Source organism: Glycomyces sp. YM15, from assembly GCF_016918015.1.
Lineage (GTDB): Bacteria > Actinomycetota > Actinomycetes > Mycobacteriales > Micromonosporaceae > Glycomyces.
Genome location: NZ_JAERMK010000003.1, coordinates 34501 through 55355, shown reverse-complemented (window position 1 = coordinate 55355; position 20855 = coordinate 34501). Strand labels below are relative to the sequence as shown.

The following is a 20855-nucleotide window of genomic DNA, read 5'->3' as shown; positions in this document are numbered from 1 at the left end:
AACCTCGGCGGTCTGGCACCATAGACGCCATGACGAAGGCGACGCTGAAGACCAATGCCGGCGACATCCAGATCGAGCTGCTCGACAATCACGCGCCCAAAACCGTGGCGAACTTCGTGGGGCTCGCCGAAGGCACCAAGGAGTACAAGGACCCGACGACCGGCCAGCCCGGTTCGGGCCCGTACTACGACGGTGTCATCTTCCACCGGATCATCGACGGTTTCATGATCCAGGGCGGCGACCCGACGGGCACCGGCCGCGGCGGACCCGGCTACCAGTTCGCCGACGAGTTCCACCCCGACCTCCACTTCGGCGAGCCTTACCTGCTCGCGATGGCGAACGCCGGACCCGGCACCAACGGCTCCCAGTTCTTCATCACGCTGGGCCCGACCCCGCACCTGAACTTCCGCCACACCATCTTCGGCAAGGTCGTCGACGCGGACTCCAAGGCCGTCGTGGACCGGATCGGCAAGGTCGCGACCGGCCCGATGGACCGCCCGGTCAACGACGTGGTCATCGAGTCCGTCGTCATTGAGAAGTAACGACGCCTCGATGAGCGAAGAGCAGACGGCCCCCACCTGCTATCGCCACCGGAACCGCCAGACCTACCTGCGGTGCGTTCGCTGCGACAAGCCGATCTGCGCCGACTGCCGCATCGACGCTCCCGTCGGTTTCCAATGCCCCGACTGCGTGGCCGCCGGCCGCCGAACGATGCGCCAGACGCGTTCATCGTTCGGCGGCGGTGCCCGCGCGGGCGCGGCGGGCACCGTGACCAAGGTGCTCATCGGCCTCAACGTCGCCGTGTTCCTCCTCGCGGCAATCTCGGCGGGCAGCCTCGCCGCGGCGACCGGCTCGATGATGACGCCGCTCCACTGGATCGGCGCCGAGATCGGCTTCCTGCCCGGCTTCCAGACCTCGGTCACGGTCGACGTCTTCGGTCTCGAGGTCACCGCTCCGGTCGTGGCCGCCGGGGGCTACTACCGCATGATCACTGCGATGTTCCTGCACTTCGGCGTCATCCACCTGCTGTTCAACATGGTGGTGCTGTGGCTGCTCGGACGGATCCTGGAACGGGACCTGGGGCCCGCGCGGTTCCTGACGGCCTACATGCTCTCCGGCCTGGCCGGATCGGTCGCGGTCTACCTGTTCTCGTTCGACACTTCGACGGCGGGCGCCTCCGGCGCCGTGTACGGGCTGTTCGGCCTGATGATCCTCATCAACCGCAAGCTCAAGCGCGACAATCAGGGGCTTTATGTACTGCTCGGACTCAACCTGGTCCTGACGCTCATCATGGGCTTCAGCTTCGCGGGCCACGTGGGCGGCCTGATAGGCGGCCTGGCCTGCGGCGCGATCCTGACGTTCACGCCGCGCGAGCGGCGGTCCCTGCACTGGGTCGGCTTCGCGGTGCTGCTGGTGCTGCTCGCGGTGATCACGTTCTTCCAGACGGGCCTGCTCGACAACCAGTACGACATCGTCTGAGTTCCGGACCGTCAGTCTGCGGCGGTCCGGTTTCGCATTCGCTTCCTTGGGGCCCCTCCCCCCCGCCCCACCCCCCTCGCCCACCCGCCCTGCTGTAGTTGCCGTGCAAGGGATTGAGGGCCGTCGCCTTGGAGCGACTGGCCGACGGTCGTCGTTGACCGTCCGGGCGCTGGTGCCGTCGGTCCGCGCCTTTGGGTACGTTCAGGCCGCTGCCGCTGCCGCTGCCGGGTGCGGTGGGAGGTGCTGTTCCGCTCGCCGACCTACTTCAGGTCGGCGGCCCAGGTTCGGGCCTGGGCGAGGTCGTCCGGTGTGTCGCAGTCGAACCACGGGGGCGGACTCGGGTCCTCCCAGGTGACGGTCTCGACTTCGATGCCGCTGAACAAGATCCTCGCCGGGGCGCCCGGTTCGATCTCGGTCGCGTTGTTGCGGACCAGATCGGTGGGCCACAGGCCGCACAGCCACTGCCTTCGTCCCGCGTTGTCGCAGAACACCGCCCCGCGCTTCGGGGTTGACCGGTCCGAGTCGGCCCCGCTCGCGTGCTGATGGAGCAGGCGCAAGGCTTCGGTGGTCAGGAAAGGCAGGTCGCCGCCGAGGATCGCCACCTGGTCGCACTCGTCCGGCACCGCTGCCAGACCAGCCTGCACCGACCGGGCCGGGCCGGAGCCCGGTGGATCCTCCAGGACCTGGAGCACCCCCTGCGGGAGGGGCGCGGCTTCGGAGGGCCGCGTGCCCACCACGACCCGCGATACCGCGCCCTCGGTGGCCGCGAGCATCCGTTCCAGGATCGTGGAACCGCCGACGACCAGTTCGCTCTTCGCGCAGCCGGCGAAGCGCCTTGCCTTGCCGCCGATGAGGATGATCGCGGCGAAGCCGCCCAGGTGCTCAACCATGTCCCCAGCGTAGCGATCACTGCGGTGCGGCGGGGTGCCGCTGCACGGTCGCTCATGTCAGGTTTGGTCCGGAAGGTGTCGGCCATGGGTTCTCCTTATCTCTGTTGGGCTTCGGTGGGACCGTTGGTTCGGGTGGGCGTTCGTCGGCGGGTGGGCGTCGGGTGCGAGGTTCGGGGATCGATGGGTGGATTCGTGGGCGGGAGAGCCTGGTCGGCGGCCCTGCAGTCCTTCGGTGCTTCGTCCGGCCGGCTGTCTGGTGGTCCGCGGGCCTGGTGGCCTCGCAGTCCGGGGATCCGGCGGTCCGGCGGCCTGTCGGTGCTGCTTCCCGCGAGTGGGCTGGTTCCGCGGCATTCAGTCGTTGACCTCGGCTTCTTCTCGGTCGCCACGGCCGATCCTCGACAGCGCGCCGGGCGGGATGCCCGCCTGCAAGGCGGCCATGAGCATCTGTGCGAGCCGATAGTGCGGACTCGACTGCAATGCGAGCGCAAAGGCCTCCAACGCCAGTACGCCGTTCCCGAAGCGGTAGGCGGCGAATCCCGCGACCGTCGCGGCCGGGGCGACCAGGTCGTCCTCCAGATGTCGGGTCACCCAGATCCACAAATCGAGCCGATTGCCTTCGAACCGGCCTGAGTTGATGCGCCGCAGTGCGTAATCGCGGATGTCCAGGTCGCCGAGGGCGAGACCCACTGCGGCGATGGCCTCTGGATGGGGGAGCGCCTTTGCGTTCATCCAGTGGTCGATCGCCTGGAGGTCGAGGTCGCGTTGCGCCGCCCAGTCGAGTTCGGCGTCGGCGGTGAGTACCGCGTCGACGGCTCGTGACACCGCCGCTCGCCGGCCCGGCGGAGCCGGGGCGAGCCGGGCGGCGATCGCGTCCCGGTCGGTCTCGGCGTAGCCGCCCGCGACCGCCACCTCGCAGGAGGCCGCGGAGGTCTCCGGGATGGCGAGGCCTTCGTCCGGGCAGCAGGGCTTGTCGCAGGTGAGGCTGAACCAGCGGCCCCCCGCGACGCGCAGCAGGTCGAGCGGCGCCACCCCGGCGGCGCGGTACCGGGAGGACACGCGTTCGGTCACCGCCTGGGCGAGCTCGGCCTCCCCGTAGACGATGACCACGCAGCCGTCGCATTCGTTGCGGCTCAGCTGCGCCGTGAGGTCCGGCAGGTGCTCCAGATGGTCGGCCGAACCCGGCAGGTCGACCCGGAAGGTGCATTGGAGTTCGCCGTTGAGCAGGCCTACGACCACGAGGCTGTGCTCCGGGTGGAACCCGAGCAGGAGCGGGATGGTGGTCAGTAGGTCCGTGGGGCCGTTGAGCCGGATTCTCGCTTGTGTGGTGTGCATGTATCAACTGTCCGTGACATGCCCGGTAGTGGCAAGAACGAATTTTTGCCCTGTGGATAACCGAATCGGGCCTGTGGATAGTTTGGTCCTGTTTACACGGTGTGATAGCGCGTGTCGGGCGGCTCTCCGGAGCGCTTCCGGAGGGCTGAGAGGGAGGGCATGGCGGCTTGGAGTCCGCGCGGCCGCTCCGCGCGGGGCGATAGGGTGGAAGGTCTGAACCGGGCCGCCCGCGCCCGTGCCGCCACAGCGCCGCGCAGGGGCCCGCAGCGGACGAAACCACAGGTCAAAGCGGGAGCCAAGCGTGTCGAACCAGTACGTCCATCTGCACGTGCACACCGAATACTCGATGCTCGACGGGGCTGCGAAACTCAAACCCCTGTTCGCTGAGGCGGAGCGGCTGGGCCAGCCCGCGATCGCGATGACCGACCACGGCAACATGTACGGCGGCTACGCCTTCTATCAGCAGGCGAAGAAGACCGGCGTGAAGCCGATCCTCGGCATCGAGGCCTATCTCGCGCCCCACGACCGCTTCCACAAGAAACCCGTCTGGTGGGGCGAGCCCTCCCAGCGCGGCGACGACCTCTCCGGCGCCGGCTCCTACACGCACATGACCATGGTCGCCAAGGACTCTGCGGGAGTTCGGAACCTCTTCCGCATGTCCAGTCTGGCCTCGTTCGAGGGCTACTACTACAAGCCGCGCATGGACCGCGAGCTGGTCGCCCAGCACTCGCAGGGGATCGTCGCCACCACCGGCTGTCCGTCCGGCGAGGTCCAGACGCGTTTGCGCCTGGGCCAGATGGACGAGGCCTACCAGGCCGCGTCCGACTACCGGGACATCTTCGGGGCCGAGAACTACTTCCTCGAGATCATGGACCATGGCAACGACATCGAGCAGCGCGTCAAGAACGAGCTGTACGAGCTGGGCAAGAAGATGGGCATCCCGCCGCTCGTCACCAACGACTCCCACTTCGTGACCGAGGCCCAGAAGGACACGCACGCCGCGCTCCTGTGCGTCCAGTCCGGCACCACATTGGACGACCCGAAGCGCTTCAAGTTCGACGGCCAGGGCTACTTCCTGCGCTCCGCCGAGCAGATGTACGGCGTCCGCTCCGACGAGATGTGGCAGGAGGGCTGCGCGAACACGCTGCTCGTCGCCGAGATGGTCGAGTCGTACGACGAGATCTTCGCCGTCCAGGACCGGATGCCCGTCATCGACGTTCCCGAAGGCCACGACCAGGGTTCCTGGCTGCGCCAGCTCGTCGCGGAGGGCCTCAAGGAGCGCTTCCCGGGACAGGAGGTCCCCGCCGACTACCTCGAGCGCGCCGACCTCGAGCTCAACGTCATCATCAACGCCGGGTACCCCTCGTACTTCCTGGTCGTCGCCGACCTCATCAGCCACGCCCGCTCCATCGGCATCTACGTCGGCCCGGGCCGCGGCTCGGCCGCCGGTTCGCTGGTCGCGTACGCCATGAAGATCACCAACATCGACCCGATCGAGCACGGTCTCCTGTTCGAGCGGTTCCTCAACCCCGAACGTGTCTCGATGCCCGACATCGACATCGACTTCGACGACCGCCGCCGCGGCGAGATGATCACCTACGCCACCGAGAAGTACGGCAAGGAGTTCGTCGCCCAGGTCATCACCTTCGGCACGATCAAGACCAAGGCCGCGATCAAGGACGCCGCCCGCGTCCACCACGGCCAGCCCGGTTTCTCCATCGCCGAGCGCATCACGAAGGCCCTCCCGCCCCCCGTCGCCGCGACCGACATCCCGCTCGCAGGGATCGTCGACCCCGACCACCCGCGCTACAAGGAGGCCGGCGAGGTCCGGACCCTCATCGAGAACGACGGCGACGTCCGCCAGATCTTCGACACCGCGCTCGGCCTCGAGGGCCTGATCCGCAACGCCGGCGTCCACGCCTGCGCGGTGATCCTCTCCTCGCAGCCGCTCATCGACTGCATCCCGATGTGGGCCAGGCCGGACGGTTCGATCATCACCGGCTGGGACTATCCGTCCTGTGAGGACATCGGCCTGCTGAAGATGGACTTCCTGGGCCTGCGGAACCTCACCGTCATCGGTGACGCCGTGGAGGCCATCAAGGCCAACAAGGGCATCGAGATCGACCTCGACACGCTGCCCACGAACGACCCGAAGGCGTATGAGCTGCTGGCGCGCGGCGACACCCTCGGCGTGTTCCAGCTCGACGGCACCGCCATGCGCGAACTGCTGAAACGCATGCGCCCCACCGAGTTCAACGACATCGTCGCCGTTCTGGCGCTGTACCGCCCGGGTCCGATGGAGGCGAACTCGCACAACAACTACGCCGACCGCAAGAACGGCCGCCAGCAGATCACCCCGATCCACCCTGAACTGGCCGAGCCGCTGGAGGAGATCCTCGCCGAGACGTACGGCCTGATCGTCTACCAGGAGCAGATCATGAAGATCGCGCAGAAGGTCGCGGGCTTCACGATGGGCCAGGCGGACACGCTCCGCAAAGCCATGGGCAAGAAGAAAGTCGACGTCCTGGAGAAGATGTACGCCGACTTCGAGTCCGGCATGATCGCCAACAACTTCGGCAAAGAGGCGATCAAGACCCTCTGGGACATCATGCTGCCCTTCGCCGGGTACGCGTTCAACAAGTCGCACGCCGCCGGGTACGGGCTCGTCTCCTACTGGACGGCGTACCTGAAGGCGAACTTCCCCGCCGAGTACATGGCGGGCCTGCTCACCTCGGTGGGCGACTCGAAGGACAAAGCGGCCGTGTACCTTTCGGAGTGCCGGAAGATGGGCATCACCGTCATGCCGCCGGACGTCAACGAGTCCCGCCACGTCTTCCACCCGGTCGGCGAGGACATCCGCTACGGCATGGGCGCGGTCCGCAACGTCGGCGCGAACGTCGTCGCCGGGATCATCGAGGCCCGCGAGGAGAAGGGCGCCTACGCCGACTTCAAGGACTTCCTGCAGAAGGTGCCCGCCCCGGTCTGCAACAAGCGCACCGTCGAGTCGCTCATCAAAGCGGGCGCGTTCGACTCGCTCGGGCACGCCCGCCGCGGCCTCGCCGAGGTGCACGAGAAGGCGATCGACGCGATGGTCTCCATCAAGAAGGAGGAGGCCCGCGGCCAGTTCGACCTGTTCGGCGGCATGATGGAGGACACGACCGAGACCCTCGGCGTCGACCTCACGATCAGCGACGACGAGTGGGACCGCCGCGACAAGCTCGCCTTCGAACGCGAGATGCTCGGCCTGTACGTCTCCGACCACCCGTTGAACGGCTTCGAGCGGCTGCTGTCGTCCAATGCGGACCGTCCGATCGCGGCGCTCCACGGCGAGGAGATCGCCGACGGCGCGAACGTGCGCGTCGCCGGCATCCTCCAGAACGTCGCCAAGCGCGTCACCAAGCAGGGCAAGCTGTGGGCATCGGCCACATTGGAGGACCTGGCGGGCTCGATCGAGGTCAGGTTCTTCCCCAACACCTACGAGCTGGTGTCGGACTCCCTCGCGGACGACCTGGTGTGCTGCGTCAAGGGCAAGCTCGACCGCCGCGACGGCACCGCGCAGCTCATCGCCCAGGACCTCGCCGTGCTCGACACCTCCACCGGCCCCGAGGCGAACTCGGCGCCGATCACGTTGGCGCTCAGGGCGGCCGCGGTGAATCCCGACCTCATCGAGAAGCTTTCCGACACCTTCAAGACCCACCGCGGCGAAGCCCAGGTGCGCGTCCAGTTGGCGAACGGCCCGAAGACGACACTGCTCGCCCTCGGCGACCAGTGGCGGGTGCGGCCCTCGGTCGAGCTCTCGGCCGACCTCAAGGCGATCCTCGGCGTCGGCGCCCTGGTCGGGTGACCGCGCCAGGCAGATGCGTGTGATCGGCCCGGCCGCTGGGAAAGCGGCCGGGCCGCATTGCCGTCGGCGACCATGGCGAGGGCGCCGAACCGGCCGACCGATCGATCTCCACGCCTCGCACTGCGCCAAGATGACCGCATGACCCCTGTGCACGACATGGGCGCGGCCTCGCCGACCCGGCGGCGGGCGGCGCTGCTGCGCTTCGCCACTGAAATCGGCGCCTGGGCCGCCATCGGCATGGCCTTCGCCCAGATCTCCCTGCCGCTCGCCATCAGCGTGGTCCTCGCCTCCGTCGCCGTCCCCGCCGTGTACGCCACCCCCGGCGACAAGCCCCAGGCCCTCATCCCCGTCCCGGGCTGGGTCACCATCGCGATCCTCGCCGCGACCATGGCCGGCGGCGTCACCGCCGCCTGGATCGCCTGGCCCTGGTGGGGCGCGGCCGCCTTGAGCGCCTTGACGATCGCCAGCACCCTCGCGGAACTCCCGCGCTGGCGCCGGCTGCTGGCCATGAGGGGCTGAGCGGGCGCGACGAGATCGTCGGCGAACTCGCGGTCTGTGACGCATGACTCGTCTCGTTCACGGTCTCCGGCGGTCACACGCTCCGGCCCTGATCCGTCAATGCGGTGTAACGGCAACCTGAAGGGAACACCGCAATGAGCACCTACCCCCGCATCGAGAACCCCGCCCAGCACCTGCCGGTCCTGAACGAGATCGGCGCGGTCGTCAACAAGGTCAACGCCGAAGGCGTGCTGCCCGACAGCCTCGTCGGCATCGTCCTCCTCCGCGTCGGCCAGCTCCTCGGGAGCTCCTACTTCACCGCCCGTCAACTGCAGGTCAGCGAAGACACCCCCGAGCGGCTCGGCGCCGTCGCCACCTGGCGCACCTCGCCGTACTTCACCGACGCCGAGCGGGCCGCGCTCGCGCTGGCCGAGGCCGTGCACACGCCGAACCCGACCGGTGAGCGCGTCACCGACGAACTCGTCGAGGCGGCCCGGGAGCACCTCGGCGACAAGGAGATCGTCGTGCTCATCGGGGTCCTCGGCCAGATCGGGTTCTTCATGCCGCTCGCGCTGATCGGCAACCCGAAGGTGGGGGTCTCGTTCGCCGAGCAGTGGCAGAAGTAGACCGGCACGCAGCAGGGCCCGCGCCGAGCGCGGGCCCTGTCGCGTTGTCGCGGTTCAAACCAGGATGCCGAGGACGAGCGCGGCGGAGGCCGGGGCCAGGTACATCAGCGGGGCCACGATCGTCGCGTAGGAGCGGGCGCGCAGCACGGTGACGAGGGCGCCGAGGAAGTACAGGACCAGGCCGATGCCGGCGGCGATGCCGATGAACGGAACGAACAGGCCGAGGAGGAGGCCGAGTGCACCGGCGGCCTTGGCGAGGCCGAGCCAGACCCACCACGACTCCGGGACACCATAGTGGCGCAGCGGGTCGACGACATAGGAGGCCTTGGCGAAGATCGAGTAGGCCGAGAAGCCGACCCAGAGCGCGGCGGCGATGGTGACGATGACGTAGGCGGTGGTCATGGGAATGCTCCGGTTCGTTCGCGGGGACGCTTACCTCCGGTTGAAACCCGGGCGGCCGCGAACGTGACAGCGGAATCCGAATCGTGGCCTGGATCATACGAGCGGCATCGCCGGGACGGTGCATTGCGAACGCCCGGCCGGAACAGGGCGGCGGCGGCCTAGGATTCGGCGATGCAGAGGATCGAGGCCGGGGCCGTGACGATCACCGACCGGCGCACCGAGCGGAGCTGGACGGTCGAGGTCGCGCCGTTCCTGTTGTCGCCCTTCCAGGTCACGCGCCGCGAGATCGGCGAAGGCCACGGTATGGGCGTCGTCGACGACGACCTGCTGCCCGCGACGCACGTCTCCTGGTTCGAGGCCGTCGAACACTGCAACCGGATCTCTGCGCAGGCGAACCTGCGGCCCGCCTACGAGCGCACCGGGGAAGACGGCGAAGCGGTCACCTGGGACCGCACGGCCGACGGCTACCGGCTCCCCACCGAAGCCGAATGGGAGTACGCCTGCCGGGCCGGAACGACCGGCCCCCGCTACGGCGAGCTCGATGAGATCGCCTGGTACCGAGACAATTCCGGGGAGCGGCTGCACCGTGGCGGCGAGAAGGCGCCGAACGCCTGGGGTCTGTACGACATGATCGGCAACGCCTGGGAATGGTGCTTCGACCTCTATGACGCCGAGGTCTACGGAGATTACCGCGTGATCAAGGGCGGCGGCTGGTTCGACGAGCACTGGTCCTGCCGCGCGGGCGTGCGCCGCCGCACCATGCCGACCCTCCGCATCGAAGACCTCGGCTTCCGCTTGGCCCGCAATGTCTCCTGACTGCTGCGGTCGTTGAAGATCGTAGTGTCGAAGAGGAACGCGACGTCGACCATGTGGCACGCGTCCATCTCCCACGACGGCCCCTCGAACTCCTTGAAGTAAGGCGTGCCGGAGACCGACACTTCGAAGGCGTAGGTCGGCACGCGTTCCGGGAGGGCGGCGACGGTGTCCGAGAGGTTCGCGGCCCAGTCGGCATCGGTCTGCACTGCGACGACTGTTCATGCAGGCCCAGCGCATCCCCGAACTCGCCGAGGTCTACGCCCAGGGTCAGCCCGGCGCGACCTCCGCGATGGCCGCCCTCGCCACCGGCGAGATCGAAGAGACCATCGACGCCGGGACGATCCGCACCGTCGGCGCCGTCCAGCTCGCCCTCGTCAGCGGCATCGTCATGCAATGGATGTCCTACCCCGACAACGCACCTGGACCGAAGGAGATCGCCGCCGGCCTCAGCGGCCTGGTCGCCACCCTCGACTGACGACGCGAACATCCGGCGGAATGGCGAAGGGGGCGAGCCGCGTCGGCGGCTCACCCCCAGTGCCCTTGTGCGCTAGCGGTTCGAGCGGAGCACCTGCAGCGAAACCGCAGCGGCCCAAAGCCAGGTGAGCGCGCCGCCGGCGAACATCAACCGGTAGTCGCCCACAGCGAGCGCGGTCGCGGTGAGCGCCACGTCCAGCACGGGCACACCGAAGCACGCCGCGCGCCACAGGCCCTGTCCTTCACGCCCGAACCGGCGCGCGAACACGAACGAAGCCGCCAGCAGCGCGATCCCGGCCACCGGAGCCGCGAACGCGTGCAGGATGCTGTGCCAGCTCTGCTCGGCCGGTGCGCCGTCCGGCGTCCCCACCGGGTAGCCGAAGGCCGGGTCGGCGACGAAGACGCCGCCCCACACCAGCGCGATCCCGTACAGCCCGAACAGTCTCGGGCCCCACTTGGCGCCCGGTCCGCTGTCGAGACCTCGGCGCAGACCCACCGCGCCGACGAGGGCCAGGAGCCCGCAGACGATGAAGTTCGCGATCTGGATCCAGCCGAGGTCGCTCAGGCTCAACATGCTCAGCGGGTGCACGACCGGGTCGAAACCGTCGCGGGTCGCCGCCTGCGCGATCGTGGTGGCGACGAACAGCGGCCCGGCGAGCACACCGCAAGCGAGCAGGCGGCGGGTGGCGGCGGACCGCGTTGCACGAGAGACGGAAGAGGTTGCAGGGACAGTACTCATGCCGAGGGCTCCTTGGGGTGGTGGTTGGGTTCTGCCCGTATAGACGACGCCGAGGCGGTGGATTCATCGGCGGCGAGCGCCACACACCCGGACCGCGATCCTCGCCCGCCACGGCACCCCGAGACCCGCATCGGATCTCCCGCACCTCGGCCGCCGTCCCCGAGCGGATCGTCTGACCACACGCCCGACCTTGGCCCGATCGCCACACACAGGGAGCCTCAGCTGTTCAACCGTCGCGTTCCGGAACGAGACGCGGCATCGGCGGTTCCGGCGCAGGCGAGCGCCTCCCGCAGATCACTCGCCAGCGGCAGGCTGTTGCGTTCGGCCAGTCGCAGGGCCTGGAGCCAGTGGCGGCGGGCGGGCGCGCGACGCTGTGCGCGCCACGCCACGTGGCCCAGTCCAGAAAGGCAGTGCGCCTCGCCCACGCGGTCCGCGGTTTCCCGGTAGATCGCCAGCGCGGGAGTGAACTCGGCCGCGGCAGCGGCGAGCGCGCCACGGGCCAAGGCGGTCTCGGCGAGGCCGAGCCGGGCGTCGGCCTCCCCCGAGATGTCGCCGATGCGGCGGCAGCTCGTGAGCGCGCGCAGGTAGAGCCGTTCGGCGTGGTCGATGTCGCCGCCGCGTAGGGCGGTGTCGGCCAGTCCCCGCAGGGCGTAGGCCGCGCCTCGACGGTTGCCGACCTGTCGGCACAAGCGCAGTGACTGTCGGTACCGGCTCACCGCCGCGTCGAGTTCGCCTCGCTGGGCGGCGATGTCGCCGAGGGCTCGCAGGCCGTAGGCTTCACCGACGCGGTTGCCGATGCTCGCGCATATCGAGGCGACCTGCGCGGCGTGGGCGGCGGCCGTGTCGAGGTCGCCTACCGACATGGCGATCTCGGCGAGTCCCCACAACGCTTCGGCCTCGCCGACGGGGTTACCGAGTTGCCGGTGGATGGCCAGCGCGGCGTTGTACCGGTCACCCGCGAGGGGATAGTCATCATTGGACGCGGTCTGGGCGAGACCCCGCAGTGCGTCGGCCTCACCGGTGCGGTCGCCCAGCTGTCGGCGAAGCCGCATCACCTGATCGAATCCTTCTGCCGCGGCTCGGAACCTGCCCGTCAGACGGTCGATCTCCGCGAGCCCCGAACGCGCGTCGGCCTCCCTCGAGAGCTCGCCGGTGCGGTGGGCGATCCGAAGCAGCTGCCGGTTGCAGATCCGCGCCGCGTCATAGTGTCCGAGCAGCCGCAGCGCACGGTTGAGGGGCGTCGCGAGAGCGGCGGCGTCCGCGTCGTGGTCGGTGACGTGCATGCAGGCGAGGAGCGTCGCGCGATCGGCGCCGATCCAGTCGGTGTTGGCGTCGCCGGAGGATTCGAGGCGGTGTCGGTAATGGCGCAGCAGCTTCGCCACCGCGGCATGCTGCGCGCTGGCGGGGTCTTCGCGATGGCCGCGGTCCATGGCGAAGGCGCGCGCCGAGTCGTGGAATTCGTAGGCGTCTTCGGCGCGTCGAAGCAGCAGGCTCTCGTCGTAGAGCCGGGTGAGCATCGTCGCTGCCTCGGCCACCGCGCCGTCCGCCATGGCGGCGGCGGCATCGGCGGTGAATCGCCGCCCCGGGTGGAGCGCCAGGAGCCGGAACAGGCGCCGGTGGGGATCGGGGAGACCGTTGTACGACAAGGCGAGTGCTGGTCCACTGTGCTCGTGGGCGGGGATGCGGCGCAGTCGTTCGACGTGATCGCCGATCTGCCAGTCGGGCTTGCTCTCCAACTGGCGTCCGGCCGCGGCCAGTTCCAGCGGCAGACGCCGGCACAGTTCGACCAGAGCCGTGGCGTCGCCGGGAGCGGCGTCGAGTCGGCCGGAGGGGTCGTGTCGACGCAGCATCTCGAGGGCTTCGTCGACGGTGAAGGTGCCGAGCGGGATGCGGAGGGCCGCGTCCATGCCGGTGAGGCGGCGGCGGCTGGTTACGAGGACCGCGCAGTCGGTGCCGCGTGGCAGGAGGTGTTCGAGCTGCGCCGCGTCGGCGGCGTTGTCCAGGACGAGGAGTGCCTGCCGCGACGCGAGTTCGCGGTGCAGGAGCGATACTCGCGCGGTGGGGCTGAGGGCGTCGATGCGGCGACCCGGTGTGCCGAGATGGGCGAGGAAGCCGCGGACGACGGCGTCGGGGGCGGCGGGCGGTTCGAGCGGGTCGAAGCCGCGCAGATCGGCGAAGAGACGCACGTCCCTCACGAGACCGGCGTCGGTGAGGTCGCGGGCGGCCCGGAAGGCGAGTTCGGACTTGCCGATCCCGGCCATGCCCTCGATGACGACGACGGCGACTTCGCCGGCGCGGCGGGCCGACTCGACGTGCGCGGCGATGCGGTCGCGGTCGGCTCGGCGTCCGGTGAAGGTCGCGGTCGGGTCGGGGACCGTGGCGCGGGTCGCGACGATGAGGGAGCGGTTGGCGCGTTCGAGCACGCGGTGGCAGGCCTGCGCGAGCGAGCGGAGCCCCGCGGTGTCGAGGCCGAGGGCGCGGGCGATGTCGAGGACCGTGTCGGCGTTCATGCGGACCCGGCCGTTCTGGAAGTGGCCGTGGATGGTCGCGAGCGACGGCACGCCGTCGGGAATGGAGCGCACCCGACGGAATGCGCGGATGCCGAGATGGATGCGGCGGAACGAGGTGTTGCCGGAGGCCGCTCGAAGTCGGCGCAGGAACGCCGCCAGGTCGTCGAGCGTCTGGATCGCGCGGGCATCCGCATCCCAGTGCGCCGCGGGCGCGTTTGCGGCCTCGGCCGTTGACCGTTGCACGACTGGATGATAGCGCTCGAGGGCAACTGCGGCTGCGGCCTGCGTTGCGCTTCGGACGGCCGAGCCGTTCGGTTTCGTTCGGGAAGCCGCATCCGGAGTGCCCGTTCCAGGAGGATCGGGGCTCCAGAACGACGGATCTCCCTGGAGAAAGGAAGACCGATGAGCAATCGGGTTAGCACCTCGCTCGTGCGGTCGCTGATAGCGACGGCCGCGGGCACCTTGGCCTTGGTCCTGTTCGGCGCGTCGCCAGCGGCCGCCCACTACGTGTACGAGGAGGCTTTCACCTTCCGCAGCAACGACCTCTGCGTCTTCGATCGCTCCGAAATCTCGCACGGCGACGGCAACGGGTACGCGCGCGTCGACATCGACGCCTCGACCGTCCTCTCGACGCCCTCGGGAAGCTACCCGTGCGCCTGGGGGCTCGAACGCCCGCGCGGCTACATCAGCGCCAAGATCCAGACGTACGTATGGCTCGGCACCTACTGGTACCTGTGCGACGAGACGAACTGGGTCTACAACGACACCACCTCGACGGACCTGGCCATCCAGGCCCGGATGATCGGCCAGCCGATCTGCGGACCGGGCTACTACGCCACGAATGGCGTCGGCTACGTCTGGAACAACGCCTGGTACGGCGGCGCGGTCTGGTCGGGCGCGCACTACCTGCCCGACCACTCCCTCAGCGCGATGGAGACCCCGACCGAGGTTCCCGAGTCCGGTGACACCGTCGGTGTCGTGGACGGCTCGGGCGAACCGGTCGTGGACGCGGACGGCAATCCGGTGACCGTGGTCATCGGCGCTCCGCCCAGCACCGGCCCGGGCGTCGGCGGCGATGCGGGGACGACGGTGGTCGCGGAGGACGGCACTGAAGTCGTCGAGGTCGAGAGGCACCTGGCGGCCGAATCGCTCGCCACCAGGTAACACGACTGAGCGGCGGGCCGTGCCTTCACTCCCCCGGCACGGTTCGCCGCTCTGCGCGGGCGGCGATCGCCGCCCGCGCCTTTCCTGCGTGTAGTGCGGGCCGATTCGGTCAGCGGTTGCAGGTTCTGGTGTTGTCCTCCCAGATCTCGGCGGCGTGTTCGGTAAGGGCTGGTTCGTTGGCCAGGGCCCATTCGGTGTGAAGTGGTTCGGCGATGACGAGTCGTGGGTCGGGTGTGTGGAGGTTGATCATGTGGCCGATGAGGGCCGGGTGGATCTCCTTGAAGGTCAGGCGGAAGCGGGCTTGGCCGACTACGAGTGAGTAGCGGACCGCTCGATCGTCGATGGTGTGGGTGGCGAGGATGGGGAGTCCGGCGAGGTCGATCGGGAGCGCCTGGTCGGGCGGGTCGGTGTAGCGGACGGGGAGCGGGATCGCCTTGAGGGCATTGATGTAGCGGGCTCGGATGCGGCGGGTCGTATAGCGGTCGGGGATCATGCGGCGGCGCCGCTGATGAGCGTGTGGCTGGTGTCGAAGGCCTGCTCCCAGGCGGTCATGTACGAACCGGGTGCGGTACGTGGAGTCGGTCGAGGTCGGCTTTGGCGTGGTCGGGTGCGCCAGTGGGTGGCTCGGTCGTGAGCAGGTCCGCCGGCGCTGGTGGCGTCGGTTCGGTTGGCGCTGTGTCGGACTGCGGTCGCCAGGTCTGCGCTGCTACGGGACTCACGGCTGGCGATGACGCTGCGGGCGGCGCGGGCGCCGTTGATCGCGGCGGCGATCGCCGCGCCCGGCGCGAAGCCGGTTGCGGCAGGGATGTGGTCAGCGTTGTCGGCTCGTTCCGGAGCCGGAGCCGGAGCCGTGGCTAGGGTCGATGCTGATCTGGACTCCGCAGCGCGCTGGGCTGGGATCGATTGGGATGCAGTCGGTTCGGGTTGGAGCTGGCGGATGGCGAGTGGTGCGGGCATGGGCGCGAGGCCGCAGGCGAGGATCCACACGAGCCAGCGCAGGACCCAGGCGGCCCTCTCGCGGAGGTAGGGCCTTTCAGGCGCGAAGTGTGCGGCCCTGAGCTGCGCGGAGTTGGCCATGAAGCGGTCGAAGGCGTCTTCGCGGAGTTTGGAGAACCGGAACTCGCCGGAGTCGGGTTCGTTGGTTGGGTTCTCGCCGTTGGGCTCGGTGCGATCCCAGGGGCGGCTGAGGGGGCGGTCCGTGTCTGGCGCCGGGGCATCCCGACCGGCGCGGTCGCCCCAGTGCCGGTGCGGCGGTTCGTCGGGATCGGACGAGACCGGGCGGCCGCGTGAGCCCCATGGCGGCGGGCGGTCGGCGCCGCCCCGGTCGCTGGAGCGCGCGCCGGTCCCTGTGGGACGGTCCGATCCGCCTCGGTCGGGACGATCGGTCGACGCGTGGTGGTTCGGTGGCACCGCTTGGGGTTCGGGCCAGTCGGCCGTGCCGGGGAACCAGGCGTTCGCGGGCGGCACCCAGCCTTCGGCCGGGAGCGGGTCGGGGGTTTCGTCGCGGCGGTGGCGGCCGGTGCGTTCGTCCTTGTACCAGCCTGGGGACCCGAACGGGCCGGGGTCGAACGGGTCGTGCGGACGGTTGGTGTCGATGATCCACGTGTCGCCTGGCCTGTGGCGCAGGTGCATCGGCTCGTATCGGGGGCTGCGCGGGTCGGAATCGGGCGCTTCGGGGTCGCAGGCCGCCGGGTTGTGCTGGTAGCGGTAGGCACCGGGGCACATCGGGTCGGGTTCGCCGTCGGCGAGGAACAGGCGCCGGCCGGCCCAGTCGTAGTAGCCGTCGCCTTCACCCTGTCCGGTGATCTCGGCCAGGGGAGCGCCGGGCCCGAGGCTTTCATGCTGGTAGAACGCCTGCTGAACGAGCACGCGCATGCGTGCCTGGTTCACCGTGGTGGCGGGTTGATGAGTTGCGCTACGCCTGTTTTCGCGTAGGGTGGACTGTGCCATGGGAGGCTCGCCTTCCTTGGTTTGGAAGGTGGGCCGCCGAGGATTTTGCGGTTCGAAGGCGGCCCACCGGTCATATTCAGTTGCACTCGGATCACGTGCACTGCACGTTTTCCGAGATTGACACACGGCGCAGATCCGGTCAAGCACGACACGCCGTCACGTACGAAAACGTCTAGACGGTACGAAGACACGCCTCGCTAAAGGTGTCGTTCCCGCGCAAATCGCCCAACGGCCCATACGGTTCGAGTGATCACCTCACTCATCCGATAGGACTTGCCTTGAGCGACACCGACCTCCACGGTTCCGACATCACCCGCTACGAAGAGGTCGAAGCGCGGGAGTCTGGAACACAGTGGACTGATGTGCCGTTCGTCAGCCGCTACACCGCCGCCACCGAAGCGGTGAAGCAGGCAACCAGCGCCAGCGCCATGAGCACCGGGTTCACCATCGCGGGCGAGATCAAAGGCCTCGGTGAGGACGTCATGGGCGTCCTCACCGATCCGATCGGCACCCTCGTCGGCGCCGGGCTCACCATCATCCTCGACCTCGTGCAGCCCTTCGACGAATTGCTCATGATGGTCTCGGGCGACATCACCGAGATGCAGCGGCAGATCGACGTCCTCGGCCAGGTCGAAGCCGCGCTCGGCGCGCTCGATGGCGAGATCGCGAACGCCGCCGACGCCAACGTGACCACATGGGACGGCGAAGCCGCCGCCGCGGCGGGGAACGCCATCGGCGGGCTCGCCGCCACCGCCGCTTCGATGGGCGAGCGCGCCAAGGACGTCGCCGCGCTCCTCGATTGGGCGCGGATGCTCGCCGAGACCATCTATGAGGTCATCAAGGCGGTCTTGACCGAGCTCGTCTCCTGGGCGGTCACCCGCGGAGTCGTGGCCTTGGCGGCGAGCGTCGCCACCGGGGGCGCCTCGGTCGTCGCGTTCGCCATGGACGCCGTGGTCTCCGCGACGCGGATGCTCCTCAAGGCCACCGGGAAGTTCCAGTTCGCGTCGCAGATCTTCATGAAGCTGCTCAAGTTCCTGCGCGCCAACCCGGTCGTGGACCGTGCCGCCGGGGAGTACCGGCTGTGGAAGGAACTCCTCACGGTCGCGGGCACCGCCGCGATCGACTCCGCGAAGGGCGCCGCGGCCGACATCTACGGGCACGTCTCCGACGCGCTCGGCGGTGAGACGGGCACCATCGCCACCTCGGTCGGCGACGCCACCCGCTGGCAGGTCGACCCGAGTGAGCTGGAGGCGGCCGCTCGCGCGCTCGACGACTTGGCGCCCAACGCGGAAGCGATCGCCGCCGTCGCGGGCGAAGCGGGTGCGGCAGCGATGACCTGGGGACTGCCGGGGCTCTTCTTCGCGGAGGCCTACGTCGAGGGCTGCTCGGAACTGTCGAACCTCACCGACCTGCTCGGTGCTTCCATCGGCCACCATGCTGAAGGCCTGCGGCAGTGCGCCGACGCCTACGCGCAGTCCGACGCCGACATCGCAGTCGAGTTCGAAAGGCTCGCAACCGATCTCACCGGATGACACGGATCTTCAGTGCTTGAACGGCTGACGGGGCCGGCTCTAGTCGCCCCGGTTGGCCACCCACAACCCGAACGCGATCACCGGCGCGACCAGGCCCGTCGCCATTGCCGCGGCCGCAGGCACGATGATGTCCATTGGGCGCGAGGGCTTCCAGGCGCCACGGCGCAACATGGGGCTCAATACGGCGAGTCCGGTCACGGCGAGCATCATCGCCAAGTCGACGAACGGCGCGAACCCTGTGAACACGGGACGGAGCACGCCCTCGGCGGCATCCGACAGGACTACCTCCCACAACCCGACCGGTGCGGGCGCCAACCCGACAAGTGGCATCTGGTCCCACACTCCGGTGAACCACTCGCCGAATACCGGATCGAACGCGGCCGCGGCCAGCAGCAGTGACCAAGCCATGCCGACACCGGCGGCAATGTCAGCGCACTTGCCCTCATCGATGGCGGCGTGCGTGGCCGATCGCAGCGGCACGCACACGAGCCTGCCGAACTGGTTGCAGACGAGCAGGACGACGACGTGGACGATCACGAAGTCCGCGACGATGGTCAGCAGGCGCCCGACCCATGACAGGACCGAACCAATGCCGTTCAGCAGCCACAAGAATGCGGTGGCGATCGCATCCCAGAGCGAACCGATCACAGTGCCACCCCCGAACAGGTCCACTGCCGCGAGAGCTCCAAGAACCGCGATGGCGAGCACGGTCGCGGTTGCCGCGATCGGGCGGCGCCGTCCACTCTTGGCTGACGAGACGCGGTACCTCCCGGCCGACCGGTACTCGGGGTAGGAGGCGAACCTCGAACTCCTGGTCCGGCTGCGCGTACGGGCGTTGCGAATGGCCGCGAACGCCACATAGATTCCGAAACCGATGGCAACGACGATCGCCGCAACGACCGCGATCGTGACAGCCCAGGTCAGGACTTTGCCGATGATGCCGCCGACGATGCCGACCAGGCCGTACAGCCAGCGGAGGATCCAATACAGCCACATGGCGATCGGGACTCCGACCAGACCGGCGAGGCTTGCTATGACGGTAACGGTGAAGGGCCGCCATGTCTTTGCTCGCATGGACCATCCGGCCGCCGCGAGCCACAGCAGCGGAATGCTGTACATCGCCGCTTGCAGCATGCCCCGTCCCAGCCCGCCGTAGGAGAGCGTTTGGAACCTTGCCGCCCATGATGCGGCCACCTGCGCGAGGGCATCGAACGCTGTTGTCATGTAGCCGGGTCCGATGCCTGAGGCCGCAACGGTCGCGGGCAGGTTCGGGAGTGTCGCGGTCCCGTACACGATGCCGGCCGCAATGTAGACGACGGCGAGCCCGACGACGGCCCTCTGCGAGCGCGGCGGGACGGTGCGGGTGCGAACGGCGCTGACGATCTGGTCGCGCCCCACCCACCGGCGCTGACGTGCCCGCATCGGGGGACGAGGCGGCACCGCCGTTGGGTCGGGTTCGAAGCCGAGGGGGTACATGAAATTCAGCTTGGCACACGATGGTGCACAACACGGTTCGCGGACGCGGTCCTGATCGAAAGTAGAACGACTCGACGAAGGAGTCCCGGACTCCTTCCGAAGTGCCGCTCGGAGCCCGGCGTTCCGTCTTCGCCCGCGTCGTCACCTGCCAAGGGCAGCAGACCGAACGCACTGAGTCAAGTTCCCGACAGACCGCACTGTGGGACTGACCATGAACGCGTCGGAGGGTAAGCTCCTTCCCATACATGAGAAGCACATGCAAATGCATGTGCAAGATAACGAAAAGATAACAGCATTCATGTCGCCGTGGTCAGCCTCGAAACCGAGATCGCCTCATGCCATCCTCGATGAGCCCGCAGCGCATCGTCGGACCGCCGAACGATGCCGCGTCTCCTCGCCGCATGAAAGGGCCACGCCGCCATGCCGAAACGAGCGATCACCATCCGCATCGACGACCACGACTGGCAGGTCATCACCACCGTCGCCGCCGCGGAAGGCCTGGAGCCGACCACCTGGATCGCCCGTGCAGCGCGCCGCGCCGCGCTCGCCGCCGAGCTTGAAGGGGTTGAGGAAGGCGCACTCGAGAATCAGGACTGGCTGGAAGCCACCGAGCGCGAATCCAGCGAACTGTGGGCCGGGGACGGCGAGGAGTAGAGCATCTGTGTCACTTGAAGGTTCGAAGTCAGAGCAGCGGCTGCTGAAACGCGGCGAGGTCTACATGCACACCCCAACGGGAAAAAGGGTGGTCGTGCTCTCGGACGACCGGTTCAACGCCGCCACCCACACCGGCAAGGTGCTCGTCGCCCCATTGGGCCGAAGACCCGGCCCGTCCTCGGTGCCGTGCGGCGACCAAGACCCGGTGGGCGGCTTCGTTCACGTCGCCGAACTCGGCCAGGCCACCGTCGGCAGCCTCGCCGACTGCGCGTGCACGCTCTCGGGCCACACCATGGAACACCTCAACCGCGCCCTCGTCACCCTCTTCGACCTCCCGTACTAGGGCCTGTCCAGCAACCGCCGGCCGCCTTCCCGTCCCTCGTTCGGCCGGTCCCAATATCGCTGCAGCGATACCGGTTCTACTGTGTGGTCGAACCTGGTCGGCCGTTATGGTGGAGACCATCGGTTG

The 20855-nt window shown here is 68.8% G+C and carries 19 protein-coding genes; 11 read left to right on the top strand and 8 right to left on the bottom strand.

Annotation, left to right across the window (positions count from 1 at the left end):
• Window positions 1–29: 29 nt before the first annotated feature.
• On the top strand, window positions 30–542 hold the full coding sequence (locus JHY01_RS04565) for a peptidylprolyl isomerase (protein ID WP_205324426.1): 513 nt from the start codon (window positions 30–32) through the stop codon (window positions 540–542).
• A 10-nt stretch (window positions 543–552) separates the two neighbouring features.
• A complete protein-coding gene (locus JHY01_RS04560) occupies window positions 553–1479 on the top strand; it encodes a rhomboid family intramembrane serine protease (RefSeq protein ID WP_205324425.1) in 927 nt (308 codons plus the stop codon).
• 260 nt (window positions 1480–1739) lie between these two features.
• Here the strand turns inward: JHY01_RS04560 and JHY01_RS04555 are convergent, their stop codons facing one another.
• Together JHY01_RS04555 and JHY01_RS04550 are read right to left on the bottom strand one after the other, a co-directional pair.
• Entirely contained in the window at window positions 1740–2369 is a 630-nt protein-coding gene (locus JHY01_RS04555; protein WP_205324424.1) for a molybdenum cofactor guanylyltransferase, read from the bottom strand.
• Between the two features lie 351 nt (window positions 2370–2720).
• Window positions 2721–3701 (bottom strand): DUF4192 domain-containing protein, encoded by a 981-nt coding sequence (locus tag JHY01_RS04550; protein WP_205324423.1) that lies wholly within the window; start codon window positions 3699–3701, stop codon window positions 2721–2723.
• A gap of 301 nt (window positions 3702–4002) precedes the next feature.
• Between JHY01_RS04550 and dnaE the strand changes: the two genes are divergently transcribed.
• The 3 genes from dnaE to JHY01_RS04535 all read left to right on the top strand — a co-directional run bounded on the left by dnaE (window position 4003) and on the right by JHY01_RS04535 (window position 8669).
• Entirely contained in the window at window positions 4003–7545 is a 3543-nt protein-coding gene (dnaE, locus tag JHY01_RS04545) for a DNA polymerase III subunit alpha (protein WP_205324422.1), read from the top strand.
• Window positions 7546–7683: 138 nt separating this feature from the next.
• Window positions 7684–8064, top strand: coding sequence for a hypothetical protein (locus JHY01_RS04540; protein ID WP_205324421.1), 381 nt, complete (start codon window positions 7684–7686; stop codon window positions 8062–8064).
• Between the two features lie 134 nt (window positions 8065–8198).
• On the top strand, window positions 8199–8669 hold the full coding sequence (locus tag JHY01_RS04535) for a carboxymuconolactone decarboxylase family protein (protein WP_205324420.1): 471 nt from the start codon (window positions 8199–8201) through the stop codon (window positions 8667–8669).
• 54 nt (window positions 8670–8723) lie between these two features.
• Here JHY01_RS04535 and JHY01_RS04530 read toward each other — a convergent pair whose 3' ends face one another.
• Window positions 8724–9071: a DoxX family protein gene (locus tag JHY01_RS04530; protein WP_205324419.1), complete on the bottom strand. Its 348-nt coding sequence runs from the start codon at window positions 9069–9071 to the stop codon at window positions 8724–8726.
• A gap of 171 nt (window positions 9072–9242) precedes the next feature.
• On the opposite strand from JHY01_RS04530, the gene JHY01_RS04525 reads away from it, so the two are divergent.
• A complete protein-coding gene (locus JHY01_RS04525) occupies window positions 9243–9887 on the top strand; it encodes a formylglycine-generating enzyme family protein (RefSeq protein ID WP_205324418.1) in 645 nt (214 codons plus the stop codon).
• A 220-nt stretch (window positions 9888–10107) separates the two neighbouring features.
• Window positions 10108–10362 (top strand): hypothetical protein, encoded by a 255-nt coding sequence (locus JHY01_RS04520; protein WP_205324417.1) that lies wholly within the window; start codon window positions 10108–10110, stop codon window positions 10360–10362.
• A 72-nt stretch (window positions 10363–10434) separates the two neighbouring features.
• Here the strand turns inward: JHY01_RS04520 and JHY01_RS04515 are convergent, their stop codons facing one another.
• Together JHY01_RS04515 and JHY01_RS04510 are read right to left on the bottom strand one after the other, a co-directional pair.
• Window positions 10435–11100, bottom strand: a complete 666-nt coding sequence (locus JHY01_RS04515) for a DUF998 domain-containing protein (protein ID WP_205324416.1) — start codon at window positions 11098–11100, stop codon at window positions 10435–10437.
• 218 nt (window positions 11101–11318) lie between these two features.
• Window positions 11319–13853, bottom strand: coding sequence for a tetratricopeptide repeat protein (locus tag JHY01_RS04510; protein ID WP_205324415.1), 2535 nt, complete (start codon window positions 13851–13853; stop codon window positions 11319–11321).
• Between the two features lie 159 nt (window positions 13854–14012).
• Here JHY01_RS04510 and JHY01_RS04505 point away from each other — a divergent pair, with 159 nt between their 5' ends.
• Window positions 14013–14774 (top strand): hypothetical protein, encoded by a 762-nt coding sequence (locus JHY01_RS04505; protein ID WP_205324414.1) that lies wholly within the window; start codon window positions 14013–14015, stop codon window positions 14772–14774.
• A 109-nt stretch (window positions 14775–14883) separates the two neighbouring features.
• Here the strand turns inward: JHY01_RS04505 and JHY01_RS04500 are convergent, their stop codons facing one another.
• Window positions 14884–15267, bottom strand: a complete 384-nt coding sequence (locus tag JHY01_RS04500; protein WP_205324413.1) for a hypothetical protein — start codon at window positions 15265–15267, stop codon at window positions 14884–14886.
• Window positions 15264–16649, bottom strand: a complete 1386-nt coding sequence (locus tag JHY01_RS04495) for a hypothetical protein (protein WP_205324412.1) — start codon at window positions 16647–16649, stop codon at window positions 15264–15266. Before JHY01_RS04495 ends, JHY01_RS04500 begins: the two co-directional genes overlap by 4 nt.
• Before the next feature lie 353 nt (window positions 16650–17002).
• Between JHY01_RS04495 and JHY01_RS04490 the strand changes: the two genes are divergently transcribed.
• Window positions 17003–18256: a hypothetical protein gene (locus JHY01_RS04490; protein WP_205324411.1), complete on the top strand. Its 1254-nt coding sequence runs from the start codon at window positions 17003–17005 to the stop codon at window positions 18254–18256.
• Window positions 18257–18295: 39 nt separating this feature from the next.
• Here the strand turns inward: JHY01_RS04490 and JHY01_RS04485 are convergent, their stop codons facing one another.
• Window positions 18296–19549, bottom strand: a complete 1254-nt coding sequence (locus JHY01_RS04485) for a hypothetical protein (protein WP_205324410.1) — start codon at window positions 19547–19549, stop codon at window positions 18296–18298.
• Window positions 19550–20152: 603 nt separating this feature from the next.
• Here JHY01_RS04485 and JHY01_RS04480 point away from each other — a divergent pair.
• Together JHY01_RS04480 and JHY01_RS04475 are read left to right on the top strand one after the other, a co-directional pair.
• Entirely contained in the window at window positions 20153–20386 is a 234-nt protein-coding gene (locus tag JHY01_RS04480; protein ID WP_205324409.1) for a hypothetical protein, read from the top strand.
• A 7-nt stretch (window positions 20387–20393) separates the two neighbouring features.
• Window positions 20394–20729, top strand: a complete 336-nt coding sequence (locus tag JHY01_RS04475; protein WP_205324408.1) for a type II toxin-antitoxin system PemK/MazF family toxin — start codon at window positions 20394–20396, stop codon at window positions 20727–20729.
• Window positions 20730–20855 lie beyond the last annotated feature (126 nt).

What these genes read in the sequence shown, in the direction of transcription:
- JHY01_RS04565 (WP_205324426.1), top strand. Translation starts at nt 30, where the DNA reads ATGACGAAGGCGACGCTGAAGACCAATGCCGGCGACATCCAGATCGAG.
- JHY01_RS04560 (WP_205324425.1), top strand. Translation starts at nt 553, where the DNA reads ATGAGCGAAGAGCAGACGGCCCCCACCTGCTATCGCCACCGGAACCGC.
- JHY01_RS04555 (WP_205324424.1), bottom strand. Translation starts at nt 2,369, where the DNA reads ATGGTTGAGCACCTGGGCGGCTTCGCCGCGATCATCCTCATCGGCGGC.
- JHY01_RS04550 (WP_205324423.1), bottom strand. Translation starts at nt 3,701, where the DNA reads ATGCACACCACACAAGCGAGAATCCGGCTCAACGGCCCCACGGACCTA.
- JHY01_RS04540 (WP_205324421.1), top strand. Translation starts at nt 7,684, where the DNA reads ATGACCCCTGTGCACGACATGGGCGCGGCCTCGCCGACCCGGCGGCGG.
- JHY01_RS04535 (WP_205324420.1), top strand. Translation starts at nt 8,199, where the DNA reads ATGAGCACCTACCCCCGCATCGAGAACCCCGCCCAGCACCTGCCGGTC.
- JHY01_RS04530 (WP_205324419.1), bottom strand. Translation starts at nt 9,071, where the DNA reads ATGACCACCGCCTACGTCATCGTCACCATCGCCGCCGCGCTCTGGGTC.
- JHY01_RS04525 (WP_205324418.1), top strand. Translation starts at nt 9,243, where the DNA reads ATGCAGAGGATCGAGGCCGGGGCCGTGACGATCACCGACCGGCGCACC.
- JHY01_RS04520 (WP_205324417.1), top strand. Translation starts at nt 10,108, where the DNA reads ATGCAGGCCCAGCGCATCCCCGAACTCGCCGAGGTCTACGCCCAGGGT.
- JHY01_RS04515 (WP_205324416.1), bottom strand. Translation starts at nt 11,100, where the DNA reads ATGAGTACTGTCCCTGCAACCTCTTCCGTCTCTCGTGCAACGCGGTCC.
- JHY01_RS04505 (WP_205324414.1), top strand. Translation starts at nt 14,013, where the DNA reads ATGAGCAATCGGGTTAGCACCTCGCTCGTGCGGTCGCTGATAGCGACG.
- JHY01_RS04500 (WP_205324413.1), bottom strand. Translation starts at nt 15,267, where the DNA reads ATGATCCCCGACCGCTATACGACCCGCCGCATCCGAGCCCGCTACATC.
- JHY01_RS04495 (WP_205324412.1), bottom strand. Translation starts at nt 16,649, where the DNA reads ATGCGCGTGCTCGTTCAGCAGGCGTTCTACCAGCATGAAAGCCTCGGG.
- JHY01_RS04480 (WP_205324409.1), top strand. Translation starts at nt 20,153, where the DNA reads ATGCCGAAACGAGCGATCACCATCCGCATCGACGACCACGACTGGCAG.